General features: G+C 73.3%; 19 protein-coding genes. 8 read left to right on the forward strand and 11 right to left on the reverse strand.

Features of this window, described 5'->3' with window-relative positions; translation table 11 throughout:
• Positions 1-63: 63 nt before the first annotated feature.
• A complete protein-coding gene (locus KIK06_RS08240; protein ID WP_268642657.1) occupies positions 64-918 on the forward strand; it encodes an SDR family oxidoreductase in 855 nt (284 codons plus the stop codon).
• A gap of 65 nt (positions 919-983) precedes the next feature.
• On the opposite strand, the gene KIK06_RS08245 is transcribed toward KIK06_RS08240, so the two are convergent.
• The 7 genes from KIK06_RS08245 to KIK06_RS08275 all read right to left on the reverse strand — a co-directional run bounded on the left by KIK06_RS08245 (position 984) and on the right by KIK06_RS08275 (position 8,829).
• Positions 984-1,814 carry a hypothetical protein gene (locus tag KIK06_RS08245; protein ID WP_268642658.1) on the reverse strand — a complete coding sequence of 277 codons (831 nt, stop codon included), beginning with the start codon at positions 1,812-1,814 and terminating at the stop codon, positions 984-986.
• Between the two features lie 317 nt (positions 1,815-2,131).
• Positions 2,132-2,581, reverse strand: coding sequence for a pyridoxamine 5'-phosphate oxidase family protein (locus KIK06_RS08250; RefSeq protein ID WP_268642659.1), 450 nt, complete (start codon positions 2,579-2,581; stop codon positions 2,132-2,134).
• 83 nt (positions 2,582-2,664) lie between these two features.
• The gene (gene fahA, locus KIK06_RS08255) at positions 2,665-3,879 is read right to left on the reverse strand and encodes a fumarylacetoacetase (RefSeq protein ID WP_268645899.1); all 1,215 of its coding nucleotides are present in this window, start codon (positions 3,877-3,879) and stop codon (positions 2,665-2,667) included.
• 24 nt (positions 3,880-3,903) lie between these two features.
• Positions 3,904-4,785, reverse strand: a complete 882-nt coding sequence (locus KIK06_RS08260) for a hypothetical protein (RefSeq protein ID WP_442789752.1) — start codon at positions 4,783-4,785, stop codon at positions 3,904-3,906.
• Complete coding sequence (locus tag KIK06_RS08265) at positions 4,752-5,957, reverse strand: homogentisate 1,2-dioxygenase (protein ID WP_017598884.1); 1,206 nt, start codon at positions 5,955-5,957, stop codon at positions 4,752-4,754. The genes KIK06_RS08260 and KIK06_RS08265 overlap by 34 nt, the downstream gene beginning before the upstream one ends.
• Positions 5,958-6,018: 61 nt before the next feature.
• Entirely contained in the window at positions 6,019-7,710 is a 1,692-nt protein-coding gene (locus KIK06_RS08270) for an FAD-dependent monooxygenase (RefSeq protein WP_268645902.1), read from the reverse strand.
• A 159-nt stretch (positions 7,711-7,869) separates the two neighbouring features.
• Positions 7,870-8,829, reverse strand: a complete 960-nt coding sequence (locus KIK06_RS08275; RefSeq protein WP_268642661.1) for an MBL fold metallo-hydrolase — start codon at positions 8,827-8,829, stop codon at positions 7,870-7,872.
• 267 nt (positions 8,830-9,096) lie between these two features.
• On the opposite strand from KIK06_RS08275, the gene KIK06_RS08280 reads away from it, so the two are divergent.
• Complete coding sequence (locus tag KIK06_RS08280) at positions 9,097-9,636, forward strand: MarR family winged helix-turn-helix transcriptional regulator (RefSeq protein WP_026127655.1); 540 nt, start codon at positions 9,097-9,099, stop codon at positions 9,634-9,636.
• A gap of 77 nt (positions 9,637-9,713) precedes the next feature.
• Entirely contained in the window at positions 9,714-10,769 is a 1,056-nt protein-coding gene (locus tag KIK06_RS08285) for an aminotransferase class V-fold PLP-dependent enzyme (RefSeq protein WP_268642662.1), read from the forward strand.
• A 149-nt stretch (positions 10,770-10,918) separates the two neighbouring features.
• On the opposite strand, the gene KIK06_RS08290 is transcribed toward KIK06_RS08285, so the two are convergent.
• Complete coding sequence (locus KIK06_RS08290; RefSeq protein WP_268642663.1) at positions 10,919-12,193, reverse strand: GNAT family N-acetyltransferase; 1,275 nt, start codon at positions 12,191-12,193, stop codon at positions 10,919-10,921.
• Between the two features lie 214 nt (positions 12,194-12,407).
• Here KIK06_RS08290 and KIK06_RS08295 point away from each other — a divergent pair, with 214 nt between their 5' ends.
• Both KIK06_RS08295 and KIK06_RS08300 read left to right on the forward strand, forming a co-directional pair.
• Positions 12,408-13,418, forward strand: a complete 1,011-nt coding sequence (locus tag KIK06_RS08295) for an N-acetylglucosamine kinase (RefSeq protein WP_268645903.1) — start codon at positions 12,408-12,410, stop codon at positions 13,416-13,418.
• Positions 13,419-13,489: 71 nt separating this feature from the next.
• Positions 13,490-13,858: an amidohydrolase family protein gene (locus tag KIK06_RS08300; RefSeq protein WP_268642664.1), complete on the forward strand. Its 369-nt coding sequence runs from the start codon at positions 13,490-13,492 to the stop codon at positions 13,856-13,858.
• A gap of 62 nt (positions 13,859-13,920) precedes the next feature.
• On the opposite strand, the gene KIK06_RS08305 is transcribed toward KIK06_RS08300, so the two are convergent.
• Positions 13,921-15,279, reverse strand: coding sequence for a dihydrolipoyl dehydrogenase family protein (locus KIK06_RS08305; RefSeq protein ID WP_268642665.1), 1,359 nt, complete (start codon positions 15,277-15,279; stop codon positions 13,921-13,923).
• Between the two features lie 213 nt (positions 15,280-15,492).
• On the opposite strand from KIK06_RS08305, the gene KIK06_RS08310 reads away from it, so the two are divergent.
• On the forward strand, positions 15,493-16,125 hold the full coding sequence (locus tag KIK06_RS08310) for a trimeric intracellular cation channel family protein (protein WP_017598897.1): 633 nt from the start codon (positions 15,493-15,495) through the stop codon (positions 16,123-16,125).
• 24 nt (positions 16,126-16,149) lie between these two features.
• Here the strand turns inward: KIK06_RS08310 and KIK06_RS08315 are convergent, their stop codons facing one another.
• Together KIK06_RS08315 and KIK06_RS08320 are read right to left on the reverse strand one after the other, a co-directional pair.
• Positions 16,150-16,527: a VOC family protein gene (locus KIK06_RS08315; RefSeq protein WP_268642666.1), complete on the reverse strand. Its 378-nt coding sequence runs from the start codon at positions 16,525-16,527 to the stop codon at positions 16,150-16,152.
• A 153-nt stretch (positions 16,528-16,680) separates the two neighbouring features.
• The gene (locus tag KIK06_RS08320) at positions 16,681-17,598 is read right to left on the reverse strand and encodes a LysR family transcriptional regulator (protein ID WP_017598899.1); all 918 of its coding nucleotides are present in this window, start codon (positions 17,596-17,598) and stop codon (positions 16,681-16,683) included.
• Positions 17,599-17,706: 108 nt separating this feature from the next.
• Between KIK06_RS08320 and KIK06_RS08325 the strand changes: the two genes are divergently transcribed.
• Positions 17,707-18,639 carry a threonine/serine dehydratase gene (locus tag KIK06_RS08325; RefSeq protein ID WP_017598900.1) on the forward strand — a complete coding sequence of 311 codons (933 nt, stop codon included), beginning with the start codon at positions 17,707-17,709 and terminating at the stop codon, positions 18,637-18,639.
• Between the two features lie 177 nt (positions 18,640-18,816).
• A complete protein-coding gene (locus KIK06_RS08330; protein WP_017598901.1) occupies positions 18,817-19,488 on the forward strand; it encodes a lysophospholipid acyltransferase family protein in 672 nt (223 codons plus the stop codon).
• The last annotated feature ends 45 nt before the right edge of the window (positions 19,489-19,533 follow it).

The following is a 19,533-nucleotide window of genomic DNA, read 5'->3' on the forward strand; positions in this document are numbered from 1 at the left end:
CCGACCCCAGACGCGTCCACCGGGGAACAGGCCCCGGCGGCGTGGAGGAAGGGACACAGATCGATGAACACCCCCACCGTACTCGTGACCGGGGCGACCGGAACCGTCGGATCCGCCTTGGTCCCTGCCCTGCGAACCCGTGGCGTCACCGTCCGCGCCATGACCCGCGACCCCGACCGCCCCGTTCACGGGGTCGAGAACGCCGTCGCCGACCTGCGGGATCCGGAGTCGGTCACCGCCGCGCTCACGGGCGTCGACGCCGTCTTCCTCAACAGCCCCTCGGCGCAGGACGCCGCCGCGCTCCAGATCCGCTTCGCCGACCTCGCCCGCGCCGCCGGCGTGCGGCGACTCGTGCTGCTCTCGCAGTACGCGGCGCGCGCCGACTCGCCGGTGCGGTTCCTGCGCTGGCACGCCGAGGTCGAAGCGCACGTGCGGCGCCTCGGGCTCGACCGCACCGTGCTGCGCCCCAACCTCTACATGCAGGCGCTGACCGGCTTCGCCGGAACCATCGCGCAGGGCTGGTTCGCCGCGCCCACCGGCGGCGCCGCCGTCAGCGCCGTCGACACCAGGGACATCGCGGACGCCGCCGCGGCCGTGCTGACCGGCACGGGGCACACCGGCCGCACCTACACGCTGACCGGGCCCCGGGCCGTGACCCACGAGCAGATCGCCCGCGCGCTCTCCGCCGCCACCGGGCGGGACATCACCTTCCGGGAGGCGTCCGCCGAGCAGTTCGCCGCCGCTCTGACCGGCATCCTGCCGCCGTGGCAGATCGACGGCCTCGTGGAGGACTACGCCCACTACGCCAGGGGCGAGGCCGCCGGGGTGCACACATCGGTCGCCGACCTCACCGGCCGTCCCGCACGCGATGTCACCGAGTTCGCCCGCGACCACGCCGCCGCCTTCACCCCGGCGTGACAGGTATCGGCCGACCGCCGGGGGCCGGTGTCCCGCACGTCCGAGGACGTGCGGGACACCACGGTCTAACCGTTCTCCCGGACCGCCGAGGTCAGCCAGGCGGCGGCCTCGTGGGCCTCGCGTACGTGCCCCTCGATCGCGGCACGGGACGCGCGCAGGGCGCGGTCCCCGTGGAGATCGTGCGGAAGCGGCCCCGCGGGCCCGGAACCGCCGCGCGCGAGCAGGTCGGCGTAGTCCTCGGTGCCTCCGGCCAGGTGGGAGAGCTGTTCCCACTCCCGGTGCGCGGTGAGCGCCGCGTCCACCGGGCGCATGTACTTCGCGACCCGGCCCAGCCGCCGGTTCACCTGGCGGTTCGCGGCCTTCACCACCTTCTCCCGAGGGCGTATGGCCTCGCGGACCCGGTCGGAGGCGGCCTCGGCCGCCAAACGCCCGACCTCCTCGGCGAGCGGCGCGATCCGGGCCAGGTCGCGCGCCACGAGCCACTCCTGTTCGAGCAGGACGACCAGTGCCGGCCAGGCGTCGAAGTCTGGGATCAGGCGCTGGGCCTCCACCACCCGGTCGCACGCGTCCTGGATCCGGCGCAGCCTCCCCCGCGCCTCGTATCCGAGCTCGGCGGGGTCGACGAACCGGTCCGCGGGCACGACGTACTCCGCGGGCTTCCCGAGGGACACGAAGAGGCCGTAGCGCAGGAGGTGGACGAGGAGGAAAGGGATGAAGGGCCCGGTGACGAACGTGATGCCCACCGCCCAGAAGGACCAGGAGAGCCCCGCTCCCAGGCTCATCCTCTCGCCCTTCATGCCCTCCTCGGACAGGCGCACCGGGAGGTAGGGGAACAGCCCCAGGAAACCCACCGCGACGGCGACCGCGACGGCGGGGGTCCCAGGGCGAAGTCGCACACCGCCACCACGGCCAGGGTGGCGGTGAGGGGGATCGCACCCGTGATCAGACGCTCCCGGCGGGTCCGCGGCAACTGCGGCCGCGCCCCCGCAGGAGCCTGTCGGATCTCGACGGTGTCCGTCCGCAGGCCCCGGAGCATCTCCTCGGGGAGGGTCGGATCGAACACGGGACGTGTGCCGTCGTGGTGCTTCGCGAGCTTCATGGGCGGGCCGGGTCCTTCCGTGCCGTCGCGCGTCCGGGGGTGCGCGTCGCACCTTCGACGCGGCGGACGAACGGACGGTTGCACGGATCACAGGGCCCGCTCCCCACCGCCGCATCACCCCATGGTCCTGGACAGGTCCTGGACGACGGTGCGGTCCGGCGTGAAGCGGACCAGGCGGGCGTCGTCGGCGTAGTGCCGAAAGTCCGGGTGCCAGGCCGTCTCGTCGTCACCCAGGTAGCGGCGCAGCTTGCGCCGGGCCAGCACCGGGTCGAAGGGCGCCATCCCGGCCCGGCCGTGCATGGTCACCTGGAGGAACTCCATGCGCTCCAGGTCGCAGGTGTCCACCACCACGCAGGTTCGTGGGTCGCGTTTCAGGTGCTTGGCCATGACCGCGTAGGAACCCGTGATCCACCACAGCACACCCCGTTCCCACAGAAACCAGACCGGCCTGACCGTAGGAGCGCCGACGGAGTTGATAGTGACCACCCGGGCGACCAGGGGGCGCTGGAGGAAGGCGTCGACGTCGCAGGGATGTGGCGACTGGGCGCCGGAGGGGGTGGTCATCCCCCACACGCTGGGCGCGGGAGCGGCCCCGCGCACGTCCGCCCCCGAAGGGGTGCGCGGGGCCGCGTCAGCGGTCGGTGGGGTCAGCGGGCGGGCAGGATCCGGCCGCTGACCTCGCCGAAGTGCACCCGGGACCCGTCCGGGCCGGGCGCGGTCGCGGTGATGACCACCTCGTCCCCGTCCTCCAGGAAGGTGCGCTCGGTGCCGTCCGGCAGCCGCAGCGGCTCCTTGCCGCTCCAGGTCAGCTCCAGCAGACACCCGCGCTGCTCGCGCTCGGGTCCGCTGACCGTGCCCGAGGCGTACACGTCGCCGGTGCGCAGGGACGCGCCGTTGACCGTCATGTGCGCGAGCTGTTGAGCGGCCGTCCAGTACATCGTGGCGAACGGCGGTCGCGAGACCACGTGCCCGTTGATCCGCACCTCCAGCTCCAGGTCCAACCCCCAGGGCTGGCCGCCGCGCAGGTAGGGCAGCGGTTCGGGGTCCTGGGCGGGCTGCTCGACGCGGGCCGACTCCAGGGCCGCCAGCGGCACGACCCACGGTGAGATCGAGGTGGCGAAGGACTTGCCCAGGAACGGGCCCAGGGGCACGTACTCCCAGGCCTGGAGGTCGCGCGAGGACCAGTCGTTCAGGAGGAACACCCCGAACACGTGGTCTGGGAAGTCGTCCACGGCGACGCGCTCGCCCATGGCGCTGGGCGTGCCGACGACGAACCCCACCTCGGCCTCGATGTCCAGGCGTGCCGACGGGCCGAAGACGGGAGCGGGCTCGGTGGGGGGCTTGCGCTGGCCCGTGGGGCGCACGATGTCGGTGCCCGAGACCACGACGGTGCCGGAGCGGCCGTGGTAGCCGATGGGCAGGTGCTTCCAGTTGGGCGTGAGGGGCTCCTGGTCGGGGCGAAACATCCGACCGACGTTGCTCGCGTGGTGCTCCGAGGCGTAGAAGTCCACGTAGTCGGCGACCGTGAACGGCAGGTGCAGGCTCACCCGGGACCGGTCGACCAGGTGCGGGCGGATCGCGTCGGCGTGGGCGGGGTCGGTGAACCAGGTGGTCAGGGCCGCGCGCACGGCGTCCCAGACCGGTCTCCCGGAGGCCAGGAGGGCGTCGAGGTCGGGCTGGGCGACGGTGTCGGCGAACGGGGCGCCCTGGGCGCGGGCGGCCGCGCCCAGGTCCAGGACGTGGTCACCGATCGCCACCCCGACGCGCGGCTCGGGGTCGGTGTCGGTGCTGAACACCCCGTAGGGCAGGGTCGCCGGGCCGAACGGCGCGTCCGGGTCCAGGTCGAGCCAGGTTTCGGGCATCATCGCTGCTTTCTGTGGTGGTGGTCAGTGCGGCCGGGCCTCAGGGACCAGGGCGCCGAGGACGACCAGGTCCTCCAGGGGTTCGACGACGCTGCACGTACCGAAGGAGAGGAATCGCGCGCGGACGGCCTCGGCCTGGTTCGGGGCCAGCCGCGCCGCGGCGTCGGCCAGGGCGGCCCCGTCGCGGTCCGCGAGGATTCCGGCGAGGTCGTCGGCCCCGGCTCCGTCGGCGGCCGCGGCGGTGGCGACGAGCAGGTTGAGGAACCCGTGTTGTTCGAAACCCTCGGCGGTGGTGTGGCGGACGGCGTGGTGCAGTCCGGCGGTGCACTTGAAGGGGAGCTCACGGGACAGCGCGGCGGACACGAACGCGGCGAGTTCGGCCTCGTCGGGGTGCGCCTCGGGGGTGAGGCCGCCGGTACGGAACTTGGCGCTGTGGCCGGTGCCGGTCAGGGAGTCCAGGTCGGCGCGCACGTCCCCCGCCCGGGAGACCTCCACGAACCCGGACGCCCCGGGCGGCAGGTGGCGGGTGAGCTGGTCGGCGACGGCCGTGGCCTGCCCGGGTTCGGCGGCGGCCTCGACCCCGACCAGCCGCATCGCCGTATCGGCCAGGACGGACTCGACGGCCGGGCCGACGCCGCCCGGGCCGCCGGGAACGGTGACCACGACGGCGAGGGCTTCGTGGGCGCCCTCCTCCCGGGCCAGGACGGCGCGGAGTTCGGCCACGCGGCCGTCGGCGACCAGGAACGGGCCCACATAGCCGTCGCGCCACCCGGAGCGGTACCCGCGGTGGGCGGGCACGGCCTGGCCCATGGGCGCGTTGCCGGGCGGGAACAGCGCGGCGTCGTCGAACAGCTGGTGGTAGAGGGGGTGGGTCACCGGTCCCTCCTCCCTCCGGCCCAGGTCCATGCGTAGCCGCCGTCGTCGCTGGCCAGCCCGCCCTCACCCAGGTCGAGCGGGCGGAAGGTGTCGACCATGACGGCGAGCTCGTCGAAGTAGTGCACGCCGACGCTGCGCTCGTAGGCTCCGGGCTGGGGGCCGTGCGAGTGGCCGCCCGGGTGCAGGGAGATCGACCCCTGTCCGATACCGGAGCCCTTGCGGGCCTCGTAGTCGCCCCCGCAGTAGAACATGACCTCGTCGGAGTCCACGTTGGAGTGGTAGTAGGGCACGGGGATGGACTCGGGGTGGTAGTCCACCTTGCGGGGCACGAAGTTGCAGATGACGAAGTTGTGCCCCTCGAAGACCTGGTGGACGGGCGGCGGCTGGTGGACGCGGCCGGTGATCGGCTGGAAGTCGTCGACGTTGAACACGTACGGGTACAGGCAGCCGTCCCAGCCCACGACGTCGAAGGGGTGGGTGGGACAGGTGTAGCGGGTGCCGGAGATACCGCCGGGGCCGTCGCCGCGGTGCTTGATGAGCACGTCCACGTTCTCGCCCTCGGCGAGCAGCGGCTCCTCGGGGCCGCGCAGGTCGCGTTCGCAGTAGGGGGCGTGCTCCAGGAACTGGCCGTAGCGGGACAGGTAGCGCTTGGGCGGGGCGATGTGGCTGTTGGCCTCCACGACGTAGGCGCGCAGGGGCCCGTCGCCGGTGGGCACCCAGCGGTGGGTGGTGGCGCGCGGCAGGATGACGTAGTCGCCGCGGCCGACGTCGAGGGCGCCGAAGACGGTCTCCACCCGGGCCTGGCCGGACTCGACGTAGACGCACTCGTCGCCGATGCCGTTGCGGTACAGCTCCGAGGGCGCTCCGGCGACGACGTAGGAGAGGCGCACGTCGTCGTTGCCCAGGACCAGGCGGCGGGACTCGACGACGTCGGCGGCCTTCCAGTCCTGGTCGGCGAAGAGCGAGTGCAGCTTCAGGTGGCGGGGCACCATGGGCGCGTTGCGGGTGCGGGTCAGGTCGGGCAGCTCCCACTCGGCGGCGTCGACGATCGCCGACGGGATCGCGCGGTGGTACAGCAGCGAGGAGTCGCTGGAGAAGCCCTCCTCCCCCATCAGCTCCTCGTAGTACAGGCCGCCGTCGGGGTTGCGGTGCTGGGTGTGGCGGGTGCGGGGCACCTCGCCGACCCTGCGGTAGTGGGCCATGGCGGTGATCTCCTTACCGTGGTCGTCGGGCCGTGCGGCCGAAGCCGCGGGCTGGTCGGGATCAGCGGGTCGTGGTGGTCCGCGGGGGGCGCGTGCCGGGGTCGGCCCGGTCGGGTGCGAGGCCGAGGGCCGTGCGTAGGGCCGTGTGGAGGGCGGCGGTGTCGGTGCCGGGGACGACGGCGGCGATGTGGGCGTCGGGTCGCACGATCCACACCTGGCCGGGGGCCGGGTCCAGGGCTCGGGTGAGGGCGCCGGTGGTGTCGACGTCGGACAGGTGGAGTGTGGTGATCGGGGCCGGGCAGGCGTGTTCGGCGATGGCGCGGACGCGGTCGAGGAGGGCGCCGGGGTCCTCCCCCTGGGGGGCGGGGCCGAGCAGGAGGGTGAAGCCCTCGCGGAGCAGGGGGCGCAGACGGCCGGGCCGCTCGGAGCCGGGGAGCGCGGCGGGCGCGTCGGGCAGGATCACCCCGGGGCAGGGGTCGGGGGCCCGGCCGCGCGGGGGTCGGCCGCCGAAGGGGCGTTCGGGGCAGGGGGTGGTCAGGGCCGAGTCGGTGTACCAGAAGGGTTCGGCCAGGCGGCCGGAGTCGACGTGCGGGTGGGCGGAGGGGTCGGTCAGGGCGCGGTCGAGGACGCTGAGCCTTCGGTCGTGCTCCTCGGGGCCGTGGGGGACGAGGAAGCGCATGGTGGCGCTGGTGATCTCGGCGTTCTCCAGGGCGGCGGCGTGGCGTTCGGTGTGGTAGCTCTCCAGGAGCTCCTCCCCCGCCCAGCCGGCGCGGACGTAGGCGAGCTTCCAGGCGGCGTTCTCGGCGTCCTGGACGCCGGAGTTGAGGCCGCGGGCGCCGAAGGGGGCGACGAGATGGGCGCAGTCCCCGGCCAGGAGGACGCGGCCCGAGCGCATGCGGTCGACCACGCGGGTGTGGAAGCGGTAGACCGAGTTCCAGACGATCTCGTAGGGGCGCTCGCCGATGATCTGGCGGATGCGGGCGTCCAGGCGTCCGGTGTCGCGTTCGGCGTCGAGATCGAAGTCGGCGGGGACCTGCCAGTCGATGCGGAACACCGAGTCGGGGCAGGGGTGGATGAGCACCTGGCGGCCGGGGTTCCACTCGGGGTCGAAGTAGAAGCGGCGTTCGCGCTCCCAGCCGGGCAGGTCGGCGCGGATGTCGCAGATGAGGAAGCGGTCGTCGAACGAGGTGCCCTCGAACCCCAGGCCGAGCGCCTCACGCACGACACCGCCGTGCGCTCCGAGGCAGGCCAGGGCGTGGGAGCCGCGCAGGCGGACCGGACCGTCGGGGGTGGCGCACTCGACGTCGACGCCGTCGTCGTCCTGGGTGATCCCGGTGACGCGGTGGTCCCACAGGGTCCGCACACCCGCCTCGTCCAGGAGGTGGTCGAGGACCTGTTCGGTGCGGGACTGGGAGATGTTGACGAAGGGGGGCAGGGGTGAGGCGCCCGGGTCGGGGAGCCGAACGCTGAACAGTTCGCGGTCCCGGTAGAAGGTGCGGGCGGTGTCCCAGGTCAGACCCTCCTCGGCGATGGTTCCGGCGCCGAGCCAGTCCCACACGTCCAGGACGTCGCGCTGTTGGCAGATCGCCTTGGAGCCGACGGCGTCGCGTTCGGGCCTGGTGTCGACGATCCGTACGGGCACCCCGCGCCGGGCCAGGAGCAGGGCCGCTGTCTGGCCGACCGGCCCCGCGCCGAGCACCAGGACGGGGTCGGCGACGGTGTCGGCGGGGGGTCGTGGAGCTGGAGGGCGCATCATGGGCTCCGTTCGGCGTGGGGCGCCCGTGCGGGGCGCGGTGGTCGAGGGGGCGGGTGACGGGTGGGTACCGTCCGTTGAGGGTGGCGTCCCACCCCCGCGTGAAGCGCCCCATGGGCGATGGCGGGCGACGGGTGGGAGGAAGACTCGGCCAGGTGGTCAGCCCTGGAGCTGGTCCCAGACCTCGCGGTCGCGTTCGGCCGTCCAGATGACCGGACGCTCGATGCCGGAGAACTCGTCCCACAGGCGCGAGACGTCGAAGGGCAGGCAGTGCTCGAAGATCGGCCAGTGCCCGTAGGCGCCCTCCAGGGCGGTGTGGGCCGCCTCGAACGCCTCCTTGAGGGTGCCGCCGCGTTCGTGGACGGCGCCGACCTCGCGGATCATCGTGGTGAGGAAGCCGCGGGTCTGGGCGATGGCGGCGTCGACGTTCGCACGGCCGTGCGTGACGGCGCCGCGGCCGCCGATGAGCGTCTCGGCCTCCAGGGCGGCGACGCGGTCGAGGGTGGGCCCGGCCCAGTCGTGGTGGAAGGCGTCTCCGGTGTAGAGGGCGGCTTCGGCCTCGACCAGGTCACCGGCGAAGAGGATCTTGTGTTGGGGCAGCCAGGCGACGATGTCGCCCTCGGTGTGGCCGCGGCCGAAGTACTCCAGGACCAGTTCGCCGCGATCGCCGCCCAGGTCGATGGTGGTGCGGTCGGCGAAGGTCTGGGTGGGCCAGGTCAGGCCGGGGACGGAGTCGGGGTCCTTGGCCAGGCGGGGCATGCGGCCGAACTCGCTGGCCCAGTCCTCCTTGCCGCGCTCGCGGATGAGTTCGTGGGTCTTCTCGTGGGTGAGGATGATGTCGGCGTCGAAGGCGCTGGCCCCCAGGACGCGGACGGCGTGGTAGTGCGAGAGCACGAGGTAGCGGACGGGCTTGTCGGTGTGCTCGCGCAGGAGGGCGAGCCAGTCCCGCGCGGCGGCGGGGGTGGCCAGGGCCTCGAAGGCGACGACGAAGTCCTCACCCTCGATCGCGCCCACATTGGGGTCGCCCTCGGCGGTGAGCGCGTAGACGCCGTCGGCCAGGACCTCCAGTGTCTGCTCCTTGGCCTCGGTGTCGGCGGACGAGGCGAACGGCTTGGCCATGGTCGTGGGACCCCTCACTCGCTCATGGGCGGCGGTCGGCCGCCCAATTAATCAAACCTTTGATGATTTAGACCATAACGTGCCCCGCACCACACGACCAAGAGACCCGCGGCCAATCGGTGAGTGATACAGATCACTCTCCGAGGATAGCCTCCCCACTCCCGCGAGCCCCTGCCGTGAAACCCGCCTCCGCTCCCCCATCCCTGTTCGGCCAGCGCACGCGGAGTCCGCCCGTCCCGCGTCAGCCCCAGGCATTAGGCTGGTGAGGTGACCCATAACACCGCTCCCCCAACTGATCTCACGTTCTGGTCATTCGTCGACTACGCGGTGCAGAAGGCGGAACGAGAACTGCCCTCCGTCGACGCGGAGGCCATGCGCATGGTCTTGACCCTCAACCGGGCGACGAGCATGGTCATCTACGACCTGGAGTCGTCCGTCCACCGGCCCAGGGGGCTCACCTGGCCGGGATTCCGAGTGATCTTCGCGCTGTGGTTGGCCGGACCGATGGAGGCCAAGACCACCGCCGAGATCTCCGGCATGAGCCGCGCGGCCCTGTCCGCCCTGCTCAACACCCTCGAACGTGACGGGCTCATCGTGCGCGAACGCGCCGAGCACGACCGCCGCGCCCTCCAGCTCAGCCTGACCGAGGCGGGCTACGGCGCGATCCTGGGCGGTTTCCGCGCCCACAACCGACGCGAGAGCGCCTGGGCCGAGGCCCTCGAACCCGAGGAACGCCACGAACTGGTCCGCCTGCTCAACAAGCTCATGGCCGGATCGACCACCGCGCAGGCCAAGTTCCGCAGCTGATCCCCGTCACGGGCCAAGCGCCACTTCCGCCCGGATTGGCCCTTGAGCGGCCCGTTCAGCGCTGTGAGCATCGGGGCATGGACCACAGCAGCCGATCCCGACTCAACGCCGCACGACAGCAGTTCTCCCCCGAGGTCACCTACCTCAACACCGCCACCCACGGTCTCCCGCCCCACCGGGCGCTGCGAGCCCTCGAACGGCACACCCACGAGGTGGCCGCCGGCCGTTTCCAGCCCGCCCGCGCCGACGCCGACGTGGACGCCGCCCGCGCCGCCTACGCTCGCCTCACCGGTGTCCCCGTCGATCGGGTCGCCGTGGGTACCCACGTCTCCCAGTTCGCCGGGACGATCGCGGCGAGCCTGCCCCCGGGTTCGGAGGTCCTGGTCGCGCGGAACGAGTTCGCGTCGGTGATCTTCCCCTTCCTGGCCCGACGGGACGAGGGGATCCGCGTCCGCGAGGTCCCCCTCGACCGGTTGCCCGACGAGGTCGGCCCGGCCACGGCCCTGGTGGCCGTGTCCGCCGTCCAGTCGGCCGACGGCGCGGTCGCTCCGCTGGAGGAGCTGCTCTCGGCGTGCGCCGACCACGGTGCCCGACTGATGCTCGACACGACCCAGTCGTTCAGCTGGCTCCCCGTGCCCGCGGACCGCGTCGACTTCACCGTGTGCAGCACCTACAAGTGGGCTCTCGGGCCACGCGGGGCGGCATTGCTGACCGGTACGGACGAGGCGCTGGCCACGCTCCGGCCGCTCGCGCCGAACTGGTTCGCGGGCGAGGTCCCCTGGAACTCCCTGTACGGCGGTCCGCTGCGGCTGGCCGACGGAACGCGCCGCCTGGACCTCGCACCGGTGTGGTCGGCCTGGATCGGGCTGGCCCCGGCCCTGGAACTCATCGAGAAGGTCGGCGTGGAGACGATCCACCGCCACGACACCGCCCTGGGGGACAGGCTCCGAACCGCCATGGGCCTCGAACCGGCCGGATCGGCGATCGTGTCGCTGGAGGTCTCCGAGGAGTCCGCCCGGCGGGTGGCGGAGGCCGGGATCGTCACCTCCACCCGCGCCGGGCGGGTGCGGGCCTCGTTCCACCTGTACAACGACGAGGACGACGTCGACCGGCTGGTCAAGGCGCTGCGCTAGACCGGAGCGGTCCGCGCCGGGCGGGTCGGCCTCGGCCCGAGCGCGGAGACGACCCGCCCGACGCGCTCCTTCACACCGACACCGCGGCCGCGCGGCACCCGCAACGCTGCGACCGCGTGCCGCGCGGCCGCGGAAAAGGTCCCGAAACCCTAGAAGACCACTCCGCACAGGGGCGCGTGGGGCAGACGCAGCGCCGCGTCCAACCGATCCGCCGCTCCCGGGGTGTGCTCGGCGACCACCCCGGCCGCCGCCTGCGCGGTCAGCGTGTGCCGTCCCAGGAACGCGGCGCCCAGGTGGGACACGTCCATGGACAGGTCGGCGGCGGCGTCGGTGGCCTCCACCCCGGCGTCGTCCCCGTCGGCCTTGATCCGCCACCGACCGGCGTTCCAGGGCGCGTAGCGGTCGGAGATCTCGACGACCGTGTCGACCGGCGCCGCGTAGGAGCGCTCGGCCAGGGCCGCGGGCACGTCCACCAGGCGCATCCACAGAACGGTGCGCGGGACGGCGCTGATCCGCTGGCGGTCGGCCAGCAACGTCCACAACGGGTCGTCCACGGCGGTGTTGTCCACCACGACCGTGGCGATCAGGTCCCGGTTGCACACGTGGTCGTACAGGGCCACGCGCGCGGCGGGGGTGGCGGCGACCATCTCCTGGACGCGCAGTTCGCTGTTCCAACCCGCGGGGCCGATCTCCGGACGGGTCCGGTACAGGGCGTACCCCTGCGGACCGTCGGCGTCGGTGACGAGCGCGACCTTCAGGGGGCCGTGGCCGCCGCGCGCGTCCGGGGTGTCCCGCAGCACCCGATCCCACCACACATCGCTGCGCCGGAACCGGCCGACCTGGGTGGGAAACACCCTCTGGAACACCTCGACGACCTGTTCCCTGGCCGCGTCGGCGCCGAGCAGGTGAACGGTCAGGGCCGGATCGCGCGGGGCGTCGGGCACGAGCGCGGTGTGCGGCCGGGCGATGGTCAGCTCCGCCTCCATCGAGGCCGCGCCGTAACCGAACCGACCGTAGATGGCCCCCTCGGAGGCCCACAGCGCCGCCAGGCTCTCTCCCCGTTCCCGCAGATCGCGGAGCTGGTGACGCATGAGGGCGCTGAGCACTCCCCTCCTGCGGTGGGTGGGCCACACCCCCACCCCGGTCACGCCCGCGACCGGCCGCGGTCCGCCGGGCATGGTCATCTCGAACCCGAAGGAGTTGACCGATCCGACGACCTCGTCACCGTCCAGGGCCACCAGCACACGGTCGTAGCCGCTCTCGTCCATGAGCGGTCGCAGGTGGGGGAGGTTCTCCTCCACCGTGCTCGGAGCCAGCAGCGCCTCCCCCACCACTCGGGCGGCCTCGGGATACTCGTCGTGGTCGGAGGGGCGTACCGTCCACTCGGCGGCGGGTTCGGAGCTGTGTCCGGAAGTCTTCTTCATGACAGTCTGCCTATCAGGAGGGCCTCGAACGTGGCCACACGTTTTCCTGTGCGGTGCGCGACACGTCACAGCGTCCACCGTGGTTCGGTCACCGGACTGTCACGGAGGAGTAGCCGACGTCACGGAGGGGCACCTCTACGGTGTGACTCCTCCTTCGACACCGAAACGGCAAGGCCCCCGGTCCACGCGCGGCGCGACGCGCGTCGTGGTGGGGGTGGACGCGGGCGGCACCACCACCCGTGCCCTGGTGACCACCCTGACCGGTGAACGGCTGGGCGAGTCGTGGGCGGGCGGCGCCAACCCCAACACCCACGGCGTCATCCGGGCGGCCGCCCAGCTGACCGAGGCGGTCGAGGGTGCGCTGGACCGCGCCGAACGCTGGGCACGCCAGGAGGTCGCGGCGGTCGTGGTCGGTCTGGCCGGCGTGTCGGCGCTGCGGGACGTGGACGTGCACGCGCGGATGGAGGGAGCCCTGGTCGAGGCGGGCCTGCCCCGTGAGACGGCGAGGTTCACCGGTGACGACGAGATCGCCTTCGCCTCGGGCACGCCGCTGCCCGACGGAACGGTGCTCATCGCCGGGACCGGGGCGATCGCGACGAGGATCGAGGAGCGAAGGCGCGCCCGGTCCGCCGACGGCATGGGATGGCTGATCGGCGACGACGGCTCGGCGTTCTGGATCGGCCACCAGGCCGCCAAGGAGACCGCCCGGCAGCTGTCCCGGGGCGGGGAGCTCAGTCCGTTGGCGCGTACGGTGGCCAAGCGCGTCATCCCCGGTCAGCGCCCGGCCGATGGTGAGGACCACTGGCCCGAGGAGCACGCCCGCAACTTCGCCCGGACTCTGACCGAGGGGCCTCCGGTCGCGCTGGCCACGCTCGCGCCGCTGGTCAGCGAGGCGCACACGGCGGGTGATCCGGCGGCGGAGGTGATCGTGGAGGCCGCCGCGGGCCACCTCGCGCACACGGTGCACCAGGTGCGCACGCCCGGGGAACGCACGCCGGTGGTGCTGTCCGGCGGTGTGCTCACCCACTCCGCACCGGTGCGCGCCGCGCTCACCCGCAAGCTGGAGCTGGGATCGTCGGGGACGGAGATCGTCATGGCCGGGTGCACGGCGGGCGGGGCGGCGTGGCTGGCGGCCCTGCGGGCGGGCGTGGCCGACACCGACCGCGCGCTGCACGAGGTCTTCACACGGACGGGGCGGCGGGACGGCCGCAGCGACGCCGCCTGACCCACGGGGCCGCCTACACAGGGCGCCCGCTTCCGAACGGGCACCGGACCGACCCGCCGGAGGCCGTAACCGTGGTCGACGGACGGACGGACGGTGCGGCGGGCGGCCGGGTGGCGCTGGGTTCGGACTGGCCGATCGCCGCCTTCGACCCGCGTCCGGTCATGGCGGGGGCGCGGCTGCGGCGACCCGCCGGATGGGACGGTCGGGACCCGGTGGGCCCGGAACAGGCGCTCACCGCACTCCAGGCCCTGGCGGGCTACACGTCGTGGGCGGCCTACGGCACCGGGGAGGAGACCACCGCCGGGATGGTGCGCGAGGGGGCCCGTGCGGACCTGACCGTGTTCGCGGGCGATCCGCTCACCACCGCACCCGACGACCTGCCCGACCTGCCGGTGGCGATGACCGTGGTCGACGGGCGGGTGGTGTACCGCCGCGGGTGAGGACGTGGGCGGGTGCGGGGCCGGACCGCCCACGGAGCCGGCTCCGCACCCGCCTCCCCCGGTCAGATGCCCAGCTGCTCCAGGGCGATGAGGTAGGCCTCGTTGAACGTGGGAAACTGCGGGATCGAGTCGGACAGGAGCGCGACCGGCACCCGGGCGTGGATCGCCAGGGCGGCGGTGTGGATCCACTCCGACACCAGGGGGCCGAACGCCCACGCCCCCACGAGCACCCCGCCGGCGCGGTCGGCGACCAGGCCGAGCCTGCCCTCGGGCCCGGTGGAGTAGGTCCAGGGCCGCGCGGTGGTCTCCGGGACGTCGACCTCGGCGGTGACCACGTCGATCCCCCGGGCGCGGGCCCGCTCCGCGGTGAGCCCCACGGCGGCGATCTCGGGGTCGGAGAAGACCACCCGGGGCACGGCCGTGTAGTCGGCGGTCCGCCCCAGTCCCAGGACGTTGTCGGCGACGATCCGGCCCTGGTACTTGGCCACGTGGGTGAACATCGCGCGCCCGGTCACGTCGCCGACCCCCCACAGCCCCGGTGCGGCCTGGCAGCTCTCGTCCACGGGCAGCGCGCCCCGGTCCAGTTCCACGCCCAGCTCCGCCAGGCCGAGCGCGTCGGCGCTCGGGCGGCGGCCCGAGGCCAGGACGACGACGTCGGTGCGCACGCTCCGGCCGTCGTCGAGGGTGGAAAGCACCTCCGATCCGTCGCGCGCGACCGAGTCGACGGTGGTGCCCACCCGCACGTCGACGCCGTCGCGGGCGAACCGCGCGCCGATCAGTTCGCACAGGCGCGGGTCCTCGCGGTCCAACAGACGGGGGCCGCGCTGGACGAGGGTGACCTCGGTGCCCATCCGGTTGAGGAAGTGGCCGAGTTCGACCCCGACCGCGCCGCCGCCGATCAGCAGCGCCCTCCCTGGCGGGGCGGCCAGCGTGGTGGCCTCGCGGTTGGTCCAGATCAGGTCCGGTCCCAGGTCCTCCAGGCCCGCCACGGGCGGGCGGACCGCCTCGGAGCCGGTGGCCACGACGAGGTGGTCGGCGCTGACCTCGGTTCCGCCCGCGGACACCCGCCAGGGGTCGCGTCCGATGACGCGGGCCCGCCCCCGGAGCACGAGCGCCTCCCGGTCGCGGTAGCCCCGGACCTGCGCGGAGTCGTCGAGGTGGCGGATCATCCGGTCGCGTTGGTCGCGCAGGGCGGGCCAGTCGAGCCCGGGTGTGTCCACCCCGGCGGCGCCGACCGCCTCCTGGCGGGCCTCGGGTGCGCGGAGCAGCACCTTGGAGGGGATGCAGGCGTAGTAGGCGCACTCCCCTCCGATGAGCTCCCGCTCGGCCACGGCGACGCGGCGCCCCGCGTCCAGGAGCCGGGAGGCGACGGTCTCACCCCCTGGCCCCATGCCGATGACGATCGCGTCGACGTGCTCCATGTTCCTCGCTCCGCCCGTGTGCCGGTGGGACCCCTCGATCGTGGCGGTTGGCAGCGGAAGGAGGAAGGGGCGACACGCCCTCACGTGGCCGCCCCTCGGGGCGTCCGTGCGGCGTGTCACATCCAGGACGTGCGATGACACCGTCCGCCCGTGGTGTACTGACAGGTTGTCGAAGGTCCCGCCCCGGAAAGGACGCCGTCCCGGCGCAGCCGTATGTCCACCCAGACCATCCTCCTCGTCCTCGACCTGCTCGGGGTGTTCGCGTTCGCCCTGGACGGGGCGCTGACCGCCATCCGCTCGGCGCGGGTGGACATCGTCGGCGTGATGGCCCTGGGCGTGGTCACCGCCATCGGAGGGGGCATCATCCGCGACGTCCTGCTCGGGGTGACCCCGGCGACCTTCCAGGACTGGCGGTACCTGGTCACGGCCCTGTCGGGGGCCACGGTGGCGTTCTTCCTCAGCCGGTGGCTGCACCACCTGAACAAGCCGATCCTGCTCTTCGACGCGGCCGGGCTGAGCCTGTTCGCGGTGACGGGGGCGACCAAGGCGCTGGAGCTGGGGGTCGGTCCGCTCCAGGCGACGATCCTGGGCGCGCTGAGCGCGGTGGGCGGCGGCACCGTCCGCGACGTCCTCATCAACCGGGTGCCGACCGTGCTGAGCGCCGACTCGCGCCTGTACGCGATCCCGGCGATGCTCGGCGCGGGGTTCGTGGTGGTCGTGGACGTGTTCGGGCTCGGGGCGGGATGGGTCGCGGTCGGGGGCGCTGCGACGTGCTTCACCGTCCGCGTCCTGGCGCTGCGCTACCGCTGGAACGCTCCGCGTCCGCCCGGGGCGCCGTCGCTCTAGCCGACCCGGTGGTGACCGGGGTGGTCAGAGCGGATCGATACGACCGCCGAGCAGGCAGAACTCGTTGCCTTCGGGATCGGCGAGGACGTGCCAGGGATCCTGCCCGCTCTGACCGATGTCGAGGGGTCGGGCCCCGGCGGCCAGGAGGCGCTCGAGCTCGGCGTCCTGGTCGCGGTCGGTGGCGGTGACGTCGATGTGCAGCCGGAGTTTGCCCTTCCTCGGCTCGTCGCCGCGGATGAGGACGATCACCGGCTGCGGGCCGCCGAGTCCTTCGCGCGGACCGATCTCGACGCCCTCCTCACCCCGGGCGAGCACCGTGAAGTCCAGGACCTCGCACCAGAACCGGGCCAGCGCCTCGGGGTCACTGCAGTCGATCACGAGATCGCTGATACGGCATGCCATCGACGGAACCTGCTCTCAGCGTGGGGGCCGCCGGAGCGGCCGCACGCTGATCCCATGGGCCCCTCGGCGAAGGACTCCCGCGACCCTACCGAGCGGGGTGAGCGGGAGCGAGGTGTCTTCCGCCCCCTCCCCCGGGACGGACCCCCGGACCCCTCAGGCCCCGCCCCGGTCCAACGCGCGCGCGGCGGTGCGCCGCAGGATCCCCACCATCGCCGAGACCGGTTCGGAGGGGCGGCGGCGGTGCACGGTGAAGATGTCCCGGGCGAGCCGGGCCCCGCGCAGGGGTCGGCTGACCCAATCCCCGCGCCGGGCGGCGCCGAGGATGCTGTTCGGGACGAGCGCCACGCCCACGCCCGCCTCGATCAGCGCGAGGGCGACCTCGTAGTCGCGGGTCTCGTAGGCCACGGTCAGCCGCACCCCGGCGGCCGCGGCGGCGGTGTCCAGGCTGACCCGGTTGGGGATGCCCGGCGCACCGCAGATCCACTCCTCCTCGGCCAGGTCGGCCAGGGTCGGGGCCCGGTGGGCGAGGACGGGGTGTCCGGCCGGGGCGACCACCATGAGCGGGTCCACCAGGACGCGTTCGCGGTGCAGGCCGCCGACGTGGGGCAGGGGTGCGCCCGGGTAGCGGTGGGTGACGAGCAGGTCGAGGTCCCCGGAGGTGACCAGACCGTACCCGCCGGGCGGTTCGATGTCGGACAGCGACAGGCGCACGTGCGGGTGGGCGTGCCCGAAGGCGGCGAGTGTCTCGGGCAGCAGCACCTTGCCCGCGCTGGCGAACGCGCCCAGGGACAGGCGGTCGGGGGGCTCGCCCGCGATGGAGCGGACGGCGGCCTCGGCGTCGCGCAGCTCCCCCATGACGCGTTCACCGTGGTCGAGCAGCACGCGTCCGGCCTCGGTGAGGGTGGCGCCGGTCCGTCCTCGCTCGACCAGGCGGCAGCCGACCTCGCGTTCGAGTTTGGTGAGCTGTTGGGACAGGGCCGGCGGGGTGAACGAGAGGCGTTCGGCGGCCGCGGCGATGGATCCGGCGTGCGCGATCTCGACGAGGACGCGGAGCCGGTTGGCGTCCAGCACGGTTCCCCTCCGTTCCCGCTGTACAACAAAATCAGGTACAAAGTTTCACTTAACGATCTTTAGCAGACCCAACTTTAAGTTAATGCCCAGTAGCGGCAGCATGGGGCCATGAGCCCGAGTACCGCACGTGCCTCGCGCACGCCCACGGCCACCGACGTCCGTGCCGCCGCCGAACGCATCGCCCCCTACGCCCGCCGCACCCCGGTCATGCGCACCGAGGTCGACGGGCGCCCGCTCACCCTGAAGCTGGAGTACCTCCAGCGCACGGGCGCGTTCAAGCTGCGCGGCGCGCTCAACGCCCTGCTCGGCGGGGAGCCCACCGACCGGGTGATCACGGCTTCGGGCGGCAACCACGGGCTGGGCGTGGCCACCGCGGCCTCGCTGCTGGGTATCCGGGCGGCCGTGTACGTGCCCGAGACGGTGCCCGAGGCCAAGGCGGCGGCACTGGCCAAGACGGGCGCGGAGATCGTGCGCGTGGGCCGGGAGTACGCCGAGGCAGCCGAGGCCGCCCGCACGCGCGCGGAGAACGAGGGGGTGCGCTACCTGCACGCCTACGACGATCCGCTCGTCGTCGCCGGTCAGGGCACGATCGGCCTGGAGATCGCCGCCGACGCCCCCGAGTGCGACACGGTCGCCGTGGCGGTGGGCGGCGGCGGCCTGGTCGCGGGTGTGCGCCTGGGCATCGGGGAGGAGCGGCGCGTGGTCGCGGTGGAGCCGGAGGGCTGCCAGAGCCTGCACGCGGCGCTGGCCGCCGGGCACCCGGTGCGGACCCCGGTGGACTCGGTGGCGGCCTCGGCGCTGGGCGCGGCGGTCCTGGGCCGGGTGCCGTTCGAGGTGTTGCGCGCGCACCCGGTGACGCCCGTGCTGGTCGGCGAGGAGGAGATCGTCCAGGCTCAGGACCGGCTGTGGGAGGAGTTCCGGATCGCCACCGAACCGGCCGCGGCGGTGCCGTTCGCCGCGTGGCTGGCCGGGCGGGTCCCGGGTGAGAACCCGTGCCTGGTGGTGTGCGGGGCCAACGCGGACTGGCGGCGCGCGGACTGAGCCGGTCCGGGCCCGGGCACGCCTGACGCGTGGGGTTCTCGCACGTCATCGACGCGTCGAGGGCTCATCGTCCGATGCCGTGTCGTGATGCCGTTCACGTGCCCCAGATCATTGTTACCCATGGGTCGCCCTTACATTGGGGGTCACACAAGACCACCTTCGTGAGGGAGAACACGCGTGCTCTACGGTGCGTTGCGGCAGACCGCGGCGGTCCTCGCCCGGACACTGTGCCGACCGACCATCGAGGGCCGGGAGAACGTCCCCGCCACGGGGGCGGTACTGCTCGCCAGCAACCACCTCTCCTTCGTCGACAGCGTCGTGATCCCGCTGGCGGTCAGGACGCGGCAGGTCCGTTTCCTGGCCAAGAGCGACTACTTCGAGGGGACCGGGGTCAAGGGGAGGGCGACCAAGGCCGTGTTCAGCTCCCTGGGGGCCATGCCGGTCCGGCGGAACGACGCCCGCGGCGCGATGCTGTCGCTGGAGCTGATGCTCGAGCGGCTGCGCGAGGGCGAGGCGTGCGTGGTCTACCCCGAGGGCACCCGCTCCCGGGACGGGCGGCTCTACCGGGGCCGGACGGGCGTGGCGCACCTGGCGCTGGAGTCCAAGGCGCCGGTGGTGCCGGTGGCGGTGTCCGGGACCCAGGGGGTGCAGCCGATCGGCGCGCCGGTGCCCCGCCCGCACCCGTTCACCGTGCGGTTCGGCAGACCGATGGACTTCTCCACCGGGTACGACCACCTGGCCCCGGGGAAGGCGCGCCGGGAGATCACCGACCGCATCATGGACGCCATCCACGGCCTGTCCGGCCAGGAGCGCGCCAGCGGGTACAACACCCACGGCTCCGAGGACTGACCCCCGCGCCGCACCGGCCGCGCCGGTGACCGTGTGTACCGGGCC

Origin of the sequence: Nocardiopsis sp. EMB25 (assembly GCF_026797795.1) — a bacterium.
GTDB lineage: Bacteria > Actinomycetota > Actinomycetes > Streptosporangiales > Streptosporangiaceae > Nocardiopsis > Nocardiopsis lucentensis.